Origin of the sequence: Paenibacillus apis (genome assembly GCF_018333295.1) — a bacterium.
Classification (GTDB): Bacteria; Bacillota; Bacilli; order Paenibacillales; family Paenibacillaceae; genus Fontibacillus; species Fontibacillus antibioticophila.
Window position 1 is genome coordinate 1 of sequence record NZ_BORS01000037.1, and the last position, 9766, is coordinate 9766.

Below are 9766 nucleotides of genomic sequence, written 5' to 3' on the forward strand. Positions count from 1 at the left end.
GTCTTCTTGCGATTTACAAAGAACTTCATCCCTAGATGGGATAAACACGGAGGAGCCGGATGCGATGACCCGCATGTCCGGATCTGTGAGAGGCCTATGCGCATGCGCATAGGCCTACTCGATTGTTGTTTATTCACGAATCCAGGTCAACATTTCTCCCGGATTACGATTTCCCCATAGCGTATAAGGAACGGCTACAATGCGCGTCGGAGCTTTAACCGGCGAAGCAGAGGAATATAGTGCTTCTTGCCCGCGGTCCTCTCTTCTGAAGCCTTCAGCCTCCAGCATAACCAACTCCGGATTCCAATCGGCAGATCGCTCCCGAATCTCGGCATCCGCTGGCAGGGATAAGGAGCTAAGCGGTGCGCTGTTATCGATCTCCTCCAGACAATATAACAGGGGTCCCCGTTGCAGCGCGACCTTTCCGGCATTGGCGCGAACCTCGGGGTGTGCGTAGATACGACGGGTCTGAATCGCAAAGTCCAGTAAAAATACATCCCCTCGTTTCCAAGTTCGTTGGACATAAGCATATCCATCGCGAATCTCCGGCTCAATGGTCTCGTCAGCAACATGGACCGTGAAGCTGTCGGACCAGGAAGGAACACGGAATGCGATGGAGAAGTCTCCATCCCCCTCTAGCTCCGCTATGCTTAGTTCGACCTGCCCTTGCCATGGCAGGGAGCTCTTCATATTTACAGTTACGCGGCTGCCTCCCAGCTCGACCTGAGCATCGCTGCCGATAAATAAATGGGCGTACAGTGTATCTGTGCTTGCAGTGTAAATATATTCGCCAAGCGAGGATAGCAAGCGCGCTACATTGGGAGGGCAGCAAGCGCAGCCATACCACTTCTGGCGAACGGTCTTTACATGTCTCCTGCCCGGATTTCCCTCGCTTGCCTTCGGCCATGCTTCCATCGGGTTGACGTAGAAATAATGCTTGCCGTCGCTGGATATCCCCGCGGTAACCGTATTATAGAGCGCCCGCTCCATAATATCGGCATATTCACTGTTAATTTCGGCTTGCAGCATGCGTTGTGCGAAGAAGATAAGCCCAATGGATGCGCAGGTCTCCGAATAATTGGTTTCGTTCGGAAGGTCATAGTCGAACGTGAAGGCTTCTCCATGATGTGTCGATCCGATACTCCCGTTAATGTACATTTGACGATTCACAATGTTGCTCCAAAGACGTTTGCAGGCAGCCAGCAGCTCATCATCAGCTTTGCGAATGGCTAGATCGGCCATGGCCGTATACATATACACAGCACGAACCGCATGACCAACGGCGATCTCCTGCTCCCTCACTGGCTTATGGGCCTGCCAATAGGCCAGATCCGGCGGTGTGCTTTCTTGCTGGCCGGTCCAATGACTGATGCGGTCACGCTTTGGCCACTCTTCATGGAAAAAGTTCGGACTTTGACCCCGTTCATTGATCATATAGAAGCTAAGATCGAGGTATTTTTCCTCTCCTGTAACTTCATAAAGCTTGACTAGGGCGAGTTCGATTTCCTGGTGTCCGTCATAGCCATGAAGCTGGTGCGGCTCCGGTCCGAAGTGAAGTGCTACAAAATCCGCCGCTTTACGAGCTACGTCCAGCAAGGAGGTCTTCCCTGTCCCGATATAGTAGGCTACCGCTCCTTCGATTAAATGGCCAATCACATACAGCTCATGGCATTCAGCAAGATTGGTAAGGCGTTTGCCAGGTTCTTTGATGGTATAGTAAGTATTGATATATCCGTCCTCTTGCTGAGCGGAGGCAATCAATGCAATGGCTTCGTCAGCAACCTTTTCAAGATCGGGGTTTGGTGTGCTGATCAAGGAATAACCGACGGCTTCGACCCACTTGTAGACATCGCTATCCTGAAAAATAAAGCCGTGGAATTCGCCCTTGGATTGGCCGGAGGCGATGCGAAAGTTCTCGATCGCTTGGCTGCGCTCGGCATCTTCGACGCGGTCGTTCAATGCCTCCCATTGATAAGGGATGACGGTATCCCGGACGAGCTGGATGTACGGCGTCCAGTATTTGTCCTGGATCTGGATGCTCTTTAAGCTTAATGGCTTGGTTGCACGGTGTTCAGACATGAATAAATCACACTCCAGGTGGTAATTTTGGTTGCTTCTATCTCATCATAGAATGAAAGATTTCTTTTGTCGGTGGGCTGTATAGTATAATAGGTGTTAAAAAATGATCTCTTTTCAGGAGGGATGATGGTTGCTTCCTTTATACCTGGAGCGTCCTCACAAGCTGGTGTCCGGAGGGCAATTCCTGTCCGATGAAGCGTGGACTCATGTCGAGCGGGTCATCGCAGATTATGAGTTGATTATCGGGATTGCGGGCGTCGTGTTCATGGAGGTGGACGGGGTTATCTATGAGGTTCAAGCCGGAGACATTCTTATTTTGCAGCCGGGTGAACGTCATCGGGGATATCGATTATCCCTGCCCGGAGTATCCTTTTACTGGTTTCACTTCTATCTTCCCGAGCCCGTGGATGGAGAGGTGTCCGAAGGGTATATTCCTCGTTATGCGGCTTGTCCCCATCCGAGCCGGGTTCATATTCTTGCCCGTCAGCTGTTGCATGCGGCTAATGGAGGCTATCGGATGGCAAGAGCGGGAGATTATTTCTTAACTTGTCTGTTGGTAGAGCTGGAAGAACAACTGGAAGGATCAGGGAAAGAGAGCACCTTCGATCCGCAGCTCAGCCATCTGCTGGAGTGGACTCGAATCCACGCATTAGATGAGGATATTTCAGTAGAGCGAATTGCCAGGGTGATGGGGTATAACAAGGAATATTTATCGCGTATGTTCAAGCGCCGGTTTGGTCTTGGGCTGCTCAGCTACATCCATAAGCTCAAGCTCGAAGCGGCTAAGGAAATACTAAGCTGCACGAGCCAGCCCGTGAAGCAAGTAGCGGACGCGGTAGGGATCAAGGATGACAAGCAATTCATCAAATGGTTCAAAAAGCTTGCCGGGGTTACGCCCACCGAATATCGTAGAGCCTTTAACCGGACCAGGCTAAATAAGGATTAAAGAAAAAGACAGCCTGCTCAAGCTTGCAGACTGTCTTCGGAATAGCATTAGCAACCAATAATTTAATATTTGTGATTTAAGATTTGAATTCTACACTCTGTCTCAGGGAGCTCCATTCATCGGCGCTAATCAGCCCAAGGCGCCACAGAGCAATACCCTTCAGGTCGTAGCGCTTGGCGAGCCCGATCAGCTTGGTGACAGATGCTGCATTTTCGCTGTGCAGGTTCAGACCCAGGATTAATTTGTCTTTATTCGTCTCTTGCAGAGCCAGGCGAATGGCTTCGTCGACCTTGGCAATCGGTTCAGGTGCAGCTTCATCGCCTGTTGAGCCGCCTGACTTGGTTTGATAATCATAAGCCATAATAATCAGTTCATCAGCCAGTTTCCCAAGGGTTTTGTAATCGTAGCCCTGATAAGATGAATTGAGCGGATGGAGTGCCAGCGCCAGTTTCAGGCCGGATGCTCGGGTCTCCTGGGCAAGCTGCTTTACGAAAGCATTGAAGGAGGAACGGGTGGCCGCTTTATCTGTGGTAAGTCCGAGTCCTTCAAAGTCCAATAGTATGCCGGAAAATTCCTTGTCCTTTGCCGCTGCAATCATATCGGAGATCGCTTGTTGACGGGCCTCCGCATTCTCGACAATCTTGGTCAATTCACCCTTCACATCAGAGGAATAGACCATCAGATAAGGGGTTGTCCCTGCCTCGGAAGCATCGGCAATCAGACTATCCGCCGTGATCTCGCCAAGCGGCTGAGGCAGCTTGAAGTCTTTGCCCGACTGGGTAAACGTTCCGTTCTCATCGATCCGGCTCCATCCGAAGGCAACCGCGTCTAGTGTGGGAATGACCGGTGCATCGGAGACAGATGAGAGCGCATAGAAGCCAAGTGTATACATATCTCGCTTTGGAGAGGTGATCGAGACGGTCTTGGTAGCTTGGTCCCACTGTACTTGCGCACCAAACTGCTGGCTGAAGAAGCTAAGAGGAATGACGGTGCTGCCAGAGATCGAGCGGGGGGCTACCGTCAGGCTTACGCTTTTTCCATTTACAACCGCCTGCTTGCTGTCCAGGGTCAGCAGCACCTCTGTGCGGGTACCGCCTTGCTCCTTCACAGCTTGTATAGTTTTGTTGGATGCGTTCCATGTAACCGAGACACCGAGTGCTTCAGAGATCGTTCGAAACGGAACTAATGTCGTATTCTGAATAATAACGGGACTCACTGTGGTTGCAAGCGGATAGCCGTCTAGCAGGATTTGTATGGAGGATGAAGATGAGCCTGCGGCTTCAGCTGTACGCGGGGTAAATGCAGCAACTCCACTTCCTGCGATCAGGCTGACGGCAAGCAGCATGTTGAGAATATTGCGCTTATTGCGCTTCATGTATGAAGTCTCCCTTCCTGAATCTATCAATCTTCTCTATTATAACGGAATGATAGAGCACATGGAATCGAGTGGTCAGGGGGGAAGTTCCTCCCAACCTCCATTGGAATAAGGAGACAATCCCGGCAACCTTTTCTCGGTTGCTTTTTGTACGGGCATAAGCTATACTTAATTTCACCGTGCTAGATGGGGAGGTAGCGGTGCCCTGTAACTCGCAATCCGCTGTAGCGAGGTTGAAGTCCTGTTAGCGGTCTTGTCGATGTGAGGCCTGGTCTCTACGGCAGACGTTGACGGACGGGTCCTCCGCAATGAGTAATTGTGAACCTGGTCAGGTCCGGAAGGAAGCAGCCATAAGCAGTCCCACTCTTGTGCCGGAGGGGAGCCTGTCCCGAGTTGCGCCTTAGAGGTGCCGCTCGGATCGCAATGATCAATAACAGGTGCACGGTATTCGAACTTAAGAAATGCATCTTTGCCTTGGGCAGAGGTGCTTTTTTTCTGTCTGTTGCCATTCACGGAGAAGAAATGCCTGAAGTGGACGAGTTTGTTTGGCTTCACTAATTATGAGTTTTTCTGGAAGGTCGAGTATAGTATAATAGATAGGCGGCGAATGCTGCTTATGGATAGAAAGAAGGTGCCGCAAATGGAGCATATCGCGCTGTACCGGGCCTGGCGACCACAGTCGTTCCAAGACACGGTAGGGCAACAGCATATTATCCGCACGCTTCAGAACGCAATCCGTGAACAAAGGCTCTCGCATGCTTATCTTTTCAGCGGGCCGAGGGGAACCGGAAAGACGACGACAGCCAAGGTGCTTGCCAAGGCGGTCAATTGTGAGAAGGGACCTGCACCGGAGCCGTGCAATGAGTGTGATGCTTGCCGGAGGATTACGGCAGGCTCCGTGATGGATGTGCTTGAAATTGACGCCGCTTCCAACCGTGGGGTCGAGGAAATCCGGGATCTTCGCGAGAAGGTTAAATATGCCCCTACAGAAGTGCGGCAAAAAGTGTACATTATAGATGAAGTGCATATGCTGACAACCGAAGCGTTTAATGCATTACTGAAGACGCTGGAGGAGCCGCCTCCGCATGTGATGTTCATCTTGGCGACCACAGAGCCTCATCGGTTGCCTGCAACGGTCATCTCCCGATGCCAACGCTTTGACTTCCGGAGAATTTCCATGGAGGAACAGGTGGAGAGATTGCGTACCATCTGTGAACAGGAGCAGATTACGGCCGAGGAGGCTGCGCTGGAATATATAGCTAGATTGTCTGACGGCGGAATGCGGGATGCGCTCAGCATTTTGGAGCAGATCGCATCGTTCTCGGATGCTCAGGTATCCTACCAGCAAGTGCTTGATATGACGGGCGGAATTCCATCGCACCAGTTCGCCAAGCTTGCAGAGATGATCCATGAAGGCGAGATCGGCGGTATGCTGGAGATGATTGAAGGCTTTATGCAAGAAGGCAAAAGTGCTGATAAATGCATGGAAAATCTCCTCTACTATTTCCGTGATTTGCTGATGATAAAGATGGTGCCCCAAGCAGACAGGCTGACAGAGCGCGTGCTGGATGTGCGGGATTTCAGGGAAATGGCGCATAAATTTTCTAAAGCTCAGCTATTTCAGATTCTGGATACACTAAATCATTATCAGACGGAGATGAAATATGCTGTTCAGCCGCAAACCCTATTTGAGGTGGCACTCCTGAAGCTATGCAGTCTGACGTCCGGAGGCAGTGCAGAGGACTCGCCGGTGGCGAGCCATATGTCCCCGGCTTCGGCAAGCGGAGCGACTGCGGGTGTGCCGGCTGATGAGGTTCAACAGCTTAGACGGCAGGTTGCCGAGCTGGAGCGCAAGCTGGAGCAGGCGCTTAAGAATGGCCTGGCGTCCGGCAGCGGAGACCGTCAAGCTTCCGGCGGCAGCCGTCCTGCGGCTCGAAGCTCTGCGCCGCGGATTTCTTCTCCTTCCAAGATGCCTGCCGGAATGGATGGATATTTGGCTCAGCGGAACAGTCAGGAGTTCCTGGAGGTCCAGGGCAAATGGAACCAGATTCTGCATGCTGTCAAGGAAGAGAAGGTCACGATTCATGCCTGGTTTATGAATGGGGAGCCGGTATCGGTTCAGGAGGATGCTGTGCTGGTAGCCTTCAAGAACGATATTCACCGGGAGACGACGGAGAAGCCGGCGAACAAGCAGTTAATTGAACAGGTGATGGAGCGTCAACTGGGACGCCCGTGCCGTCTGGTAACGATGATGCAAAAGGATTGGAATGATGCGCTTCAAGGTGCGCAGACACCGGCAGCTGAGCCGCTTCAGTTGGAGCCGCCGCCGGAGGACGGGAATACAAGCCAGGAGCCTTGGGTAGATGAAGCGCTCCAGTTATTCGGGGAAGAGCTGGTGGTTATCAAGGATTAGCTTTTCTTTTCTATTGGGTGCCCGTACGATTATAATTAATATAGATATGTGAAGGAGATGTGAACCCGATGAACAATATGAACCAAATGATGAAGCAAGTGAAGAAGATGCAGGAGCAAATGCTAAAGGCCCAGGAGGAACTGGGAAGCAAGACCGTTGAAGGAAGCGCTGGCGGCGGGGTAGTCACCGTCCAAGTGAATGGACATAAGAAGATCATGTCCTTGACGATTAAACCGGAAGCCGTTGATCCGGAGGATGTAGAAATGCTGCAGGATCTTGTGCTTACAGCAGTGAATGATGCACTGACCAAAGCGGAAGACCTTGCGAACCAGGATATGGGCAAATTTACTGGCGGGATGAAAATTCCGGGCTTGTTTTAATTGAACAACCTCTTGAAGTGAAGGAGAATCCTCTCATTGTACTATCCCGAACCGATTGCGAAGCTGATTGAGTCATTTACACGCTTGCCGGGGATTGGTCCGAAGACGGCCGCAAGGCTGGCGTTTCATGTACTGCGCATGAAAGAGGATGATGTTATCGATTTCGCGAAGGCTCTGGTCAGTGTGAAGCGCAATCTGCACTATTGCTCGGTATGCTGCAATATTACAGATACAGACCCATGCCGGATTTGTCAGGACAAGACGCGTGATCCATCTGTGATTTGCGTCGTACAGGAGTCCAAGGATTTGGTTGCGATGGAGCGAACGAAGGAATTTGATGGCTACTATCATGTGCTGCAGGGAGCAATCTCTCCGATGGAGGGACTCGGACCGGACGATATCCGGCTGAAGGAACTGTTGACCCGTTTGAGTGATGAACGCGTCAAGGAATTGATTTTGGCGACTAATCCCAATATTGAGGGCGAGGCTACTGCCATGTACATCTCGCGCCTGGTGAAGCCGTTTGAGCTTCGCGTCACTCGGATTGCCCACGGCTTGCCGGTCGGCGGCGATCTGGAGTATGCGGACGAAGTTACGTTGTCCAAAGCGCTTGAAGGACGGCGGGAGCTGCATTAATTCTTTATTTAGTAAGAAAAGAAGATGATTCCTGGTATTCAGGGGTCATCTTTTTTTATATTTGAGGGAATAGCTTGCATCTGGAGGTGGGAGAAGTAATAATAGGAATAAGGAAACTTACCTTAAGTAATTACCTAACAAATTTTCGGAGGTGCGATGAATGCAAATTGAAATATGGTCGGATTATGTATGCCCATTCTGCTATATCGGAAAAAGACACTTGGAGCAGGCATTGGAGCAATTTGCTCATAAGGATCAGGTCGAGGTGTCCTTCAAGAGCTTTGAGCTTGATCCTGAGGTTCAGACTGATCCTGCCGTTTCTATAGATGAATCACTGGCCAAGAAGTATGGTATACCTGTTGCCCAAGCCAAAGAGATGAACGATCAGATGATACAAAGAGCTGCTCAGTCAGGCTTATCCTATAACTTTGATAACATTAAACAAATCAATACTCTGGATGCCCATAGACTGGCGAAGTACGCAGAGAGCAAGGGGAAGGGTGCGGAAATGGCCGAAAAGCTGCTAAAGGCCCACTTTGTGGAATCCCAATTCATCGGAGGCCGCGATACGCTGATCAAGCTGGCAGCTGAAGCCGGGTTGGATCCGGAAGAGACTCGTACCGTATTGAACAGCGGGCAATTTACGGAACAGGTTCGTTCGGAGGAAGCCGAAGCAGCGACCCTAGGCGTGCGTGGCGTTCCGTTCTTCGTCGTTAATCGAAAGTATGCAATATCGGGGGCGCAGCCAGTCAGCTTATTTGCAGAAACTTTGGAAAAGGTATGGCAGGAAGAGCATCCTTCCGCTCCGCTGCAGCAAATTGAATCTTCTCAGGACGCGCTTTGCACGGACGAGAAGTGTGACATCTAATGAAGTAAATCTTCGAAATGAATAATTGCTGTATCCAGCCGGGTCCTCGTGATCCGGTTTTTTGGTTTTATTTTGAAATATAGAAGAGAGTTCTAAGTTTGTCCTTTCCTCGATACACATGAAATAGACCCGAGGTTAAAGGAGGGATTGAGATGAAGCGTTGGACATTAAGGCCGGATAGCCATTCAAAAATGGCACAGGCAAATAAAGAAGAATCTAATAAGCAGCATCTATACGATGAGGTTATGAAGGCGAGAGCAGAGTGGAGGCTGGCATCTCATGCGTTTCAATACGCCCTTGGAAAGGATGAGGTCGATGTTGCGATCTATACCCTGGAGGCGGCGGAACGGAAATATCAGATCAAGTTGAAGCAAGCCAAGGAAGCGAATGCGTATTGGGAGCCCTTCGGCTATGGGGATTATGTCTGGGATCGAAAGGAGGAGCTAGGATGAAGATTATACTGACTGTAGTGTTGGCAATATCTTTACTATCCCTGCTGTTTATCGTTTTCTCTAGACGGCTTGGCTTTGCCTGGTTGTCCCGGCTGGGTGTCCATGTTGTGGTGGCTGCATTAGGGCTATACGTTGTCAATTATTCGGGTTGGATTGCTGAAGCATACATTCCGTTGAATCCGGTGACATTGACGACAGTGCTTGTTTTGGGGCTGCCGGGCATCGGGCTGTTGCTGGGTTTAAAACTAATTTTGATCTAGGCAGCATATGGCAGTTGACGGGACTTTGTTATCTATGGTACATTATAAATCGCTTCTCCGGTGGACAAGCGCTTTCAAATAACTTCAAAAATGAAGTGAAATAAAAGTGTTGACTTCATCAAAGAGCGTGTGATATATTATAAAGGTCGCCGCCGAGACAATGCGGTGATGAAATGAAGCGATTAAACATCGCGAGTTGATCTTTGAAAACTGAACAACGAGTGAGTATTAATAGAGAATGAATAATTCTCGTCAGTTTTGAAATGAGCAAGTCAAACACTTTATTGGAGAGTTTGATCCTGGCTCAGGACGAACGCTGGCGGCGTGCCTAATACATGCAAGTCGAGCGGACTTGAT

9 protein-coding genes, 1 rRNA gene and 1 other RNA gene are annotated in these 9766 nt (G+C 50.3%); 9 read left to right on the plus strand and 2 right to left on the minus strand.

The window, feature by feature from the left end:
- Positions 1-129 precede the first annotated feature (129 nt).
- Positions 130-2079, minus strand: a complete 1950-nt coding sequence (locus tag KI362_RS25010) for a glycoside hydrolase family 127 protein (protein ID WP_301630964.1) — start codon at positions 2077-2079, stop codon at positions 130-132.
- 130 nt (positions 2080-2209) lie between these two features.
- Between KI362_RS25010 and KI362_RS25015 the strand changes: the two genes are divergently transcribed.
- Positions 2210-3025: a helix-turn-helix domain-containing protein gene (locus KI362_RS25015; protein ID WP_301630965.1), complete on the plus strand. Its 816-nt coding sequence runs from the start codon at positions 2210-2212 to the stop codon at positions 3023-3025.
- Positions 3026-3101: 76 nt separating this feature from the next.
- Here the strand turns inward: KI362_RS25015 and KI362_RS25020 are convergent, their stop codons facing one another.
- A complete protein-coding gene (locus KI362_RS25020) occupies positions 3102-4400 on the minus strand; it encodes a stalk domain-containing protein (protein ID WP_301630966.1) in 1299 nt (432 codons plus the stop codon).
- 177 nt (positions 4401-4577) lie between these two features.
- On the opposite strand from KI362_RS25020, the gene ffs reads away from it, so the two are divergent.
- The 8 genes from ffs to KI362_RS25060 all read left to right on the plus strand — a co-directional run.
- Positions 4578-4845, plus strand: an RNA gene (gene ffs / locus KI362_RS25025) — signal recognition particle sRNA large type.
- Positions 4846-5040: 195 nt separating this feature from the next.
- Entirely contained in the window at positions 5041-6813 is a 1773-nt protein-coding gene (gene dnaX / locus KI362_RS25030) for a DNA polymerase III subunit gamma/tau (RefSeq protein WP_301630969.1), read from the plus strand.
- A gap of 68 nt (positions 6814-6881) precedes the next feature.
- Entirely contained in the window at positions 6882-7193 is a 312-nt protein-coding gene (locus KI362_RS25035) for a YbaB/EbfC family nucleoid-associated protein (RefSeq protein ID WP_044482676.1), read from the plus strand.
- A 36-nt stretch (positions 7194-7229) separates the two neighbouring features.
- A complete protein-coding gene (gene recR, locus KI362_RS25040; RefSeq protein WP_044482677.1) occupies positions 7230-7829 on the plus strand; it encodes a recombination mediator RecR in 600 nt (199 codons plus the stop codon).
- A 160-nt stretch (positions 7830-7989) separates the two neighbouring features.
- Positions 7990-8697, plus strand: a complete 708-nt coding sequence (locus KI362_RS25045; protein ID WP_301630967.1) for a DsbA family oxidoreductase — start codon at positions 7990-7992, stop codon at positions 8695-8697.
- Between the two features lie 152 nt (positions 8698-8849).
- On the plus strand, positions 8850-9149 hold the full coding sequence (locus KI362_RS25050; RefSeq protein WP_044482680.1) for a DUF2508 family protein: 300 nt from the start codon (positions 8850-8852) through the stop codon (positions 9147-9149).
- Positions 9146-9409, plus strand: coding sequence for a pro-sigmaK processing inhibitor BofA family protein (locus KI362_RS25055; protein ID WP_301630968.1), 264 nt, complete (start codon positions 9146-9148; stop codon positions 9407-9409). Before KI362_RS25050 ends, KI362_RS25055 begins: the two co-directional genes overlap by 4 nt.
- Before the next feature lie 281 nt (positions 9410-9690).
- Positions 9691-9766, plus strand: a 16S ribosomal RNA gene (locus KI362_RS25060); the annotation flags it as partial.